Source organism: uncultured Thiocystis sp. (assembly GCF_903866365.1).
Taxonomy (GTDB): Bacteria; Pseudomonadota; Gammaproteobacteria; order Chromatiales; family Chromatiaceae; genus Chromatium.
In genome coordinates, this window is the sequence record NZ_CAIPNF010000403.1 from 1 (window position 1) to 2,154 (window position 2,154).

The following is a 2,154-nucleotide window of genomic DNA, read 5'->3' on the forward strand; positions in this document are numbered from 1 at the left end:
ACCGAGGATCACCACCGCGCTCCATGCCCTCATACACTAATCGCTTGTAGTGCCGACCTTTGCCCCTACGGCGTCAGCCAAACAAAGGGTTACGTGCAAAATGGGCGCGAATAGTCGAAGACGGGCTGGAGCAGATCCGGGCCAGTGCCCGTGCGGAAGGAGGTCAGTGACGCGCCATGGAAACCAAATGGAATGATCAAGAGGATGCGGCGCTCCGAGGGTTATCGATGCTCGCACAGTTGATCTATCTGCGGGTCTTCCGTCGGCACATGGATTACGCCACGGGAACTGCCGGGCTGACGTACCGAATCGACTACCAAACGATCTGCGACGCCGTGTCGTTTCTTCCCGATCCGGGCAGTCAGGTCCACCGATGGACGCCGACCAAGGGCGAGGTTCGCGCGACCATTCGCGAGTTAGAGCGCGTTCTTCCCGACCTCGGAAGAGCGGTTCCGCTGCTGATCGACGCCGGTTCAAACCCGCATCGCGGGTACTTAAAAAGGCTTCCCTTGGCGTCGATGGATCCGTCCGTCCAAAAAGGGAACGACGCAGGAACGACGCAGGAACGACGCAAGACGAACGACACAAGGAACCCCCCGACCGATGGGCGTCAAGTGCAAGAAAATCATGGCGATGCTGTACAGGAGCGTCACGATGAACAACGCCGCGAAAAAACGTGCTGCACTGCAATGAACGTCACCCCTCCGGTATCCGGTAAACCGGAAGAAGAAGAAGAAGTGCTAACGCACGTGTCGATCACGGATCGACAGCGGTGCGTTTCCCGCCCGGTGGCGCTCGTTCACCCGGTCGTCACGGCCACTCCCCCTGACGCGGCAACGGCAGCGGGAACCGCCAACCCTGACCACCGAATGCCTGGACCGGTCGACCGTCGTCCCGCGATCGCGACCCCGACCTGGCCGACCCTCGACGTGCTTCCCGTCTCCGCCCCGCGCCCCGATCCCGTCGAGCGCGTCTTTGCCCACTGGCAGCAGACAATGCAAAAACCGCGGGCCAAGCTGGACGCCAAACGCCGGGCCGCCATCGCCGCCCGACTCAAGGACGGCTACACGCTCGATGACCTGCTCGCCGCCGTCGATGGTTGCAAAGCCTCGGCCTGGCACCAGGGCAAGAACGAACGCCAGCGCGCCTTCGACGATCTCAGCCTGATTTGTCGCGATGGAACGCATGTCGACCAGTTCCTCGCTCTGGCCCACGGACAGCACCACGCCGACGCCAAGCTGAACGCTTTTCTCAACGCCGGGAACCGTTCCCGAGCCCTGGAGGGTGAATTCCATGTTGTGTGATCACGAGCGACAAGCGTTCTCCGACCTGCTCGACGAGATCGGCGAGCAGTATGGGCGCACGGTCTCTGGCGGCGTCAAAATCACTTGGTGGCGACTGCTGTCCAGCCGGCTGGATCTGGCGACCCTGCACGCGGCGCTGGATCGGCACCTGCTCGACCGCGAGCGCGGGCGCTTCTTTCCGCAACCGAGCGACGTGCTGGCCATGCTGGAACAGGCTCACGGCCAGCGACCGACCGCCGACGAAGCCTGGGCGCTGGCCCTGGACACGTTTGACGAAGCCGCGACGGTGTGCGTCACCGACGAAATCCTGGCCGCCGTCAGCGCGTCCGCGCCGGTGTGGAACAGCGGCGACACGGTGGGCGCGCGGATGGCGTTCAAAGCCGCCTATGGGCGTCTGGTGAGCGAAGGCCGGGCCAGCGGGCAGACGCCGAGGTGGCAATTGTCTTTGGGCTGGGACGCGGAACGGCGCACCGTGGCCGCGCAGGACGCGGTGCGGTCGGGACGGCTGACGGCGCAGCAGGTGCGCGCGCAGTTGCCCGCGCCGCGTGCCGAGGGCCTTCCCGCCATGGTGGCTGGCGCGCTGACCGACCGCAACACGGTCATCGCCCTGCCGCTGGAGGCCGATGCCGTCACCCGCCAGCGGATGCGCGCGTTGCGCGAGGCCATCACGGGGCGGAGCGCGCCCGCCGCTGCGACGGCCACGCCCGCCGCGCTGGACGCCGCCGCCGAGCGCCAACGCTTTGCGCAACGCAAGCAGCAGGCGCTGGACGCTCTGGAACGGTTGGCGGCGCAGAAGCCCGTGCAGGAATCGGCTTGAGAGCGCCGCTTGCGCCCGAATGAGGCGTCTCCG

General features: G+C 65.8%; 2 protein-coding genes. Both read left to right on the plus strand.

Annotated elements, in window-relative coordinates; translation table 11 throughout:
- Positions 1 to 176: 176 nt before the first annotated feature.
- A complete protein-coding gene (locus tag QZY07_RS22300; protein WP_295407654.1) occupies positions 177 to 1,304 on the plus strand; it encodes a hypothetical protein in 1,128 nt (375 codons plus the stop codon).
- Positions 1,294 to 2,121, plus strand: a complete 828-nt coding sequence (locus QZY07_RS22305; RefSeq protein WP_295407656.1) for a hypothetical protein — start codon at positions 1,294 to 1,296, stop codon at positions 2,119 to 2,121. The genes QZY07_RS22300 and QZY07_RS22305 overlap by 11 nt, the downstream gene beginning before the upstream one ends.
- The last annotated feature ends 33 nt before the right edge of the window (positions 2,122 to 2,154 follow it).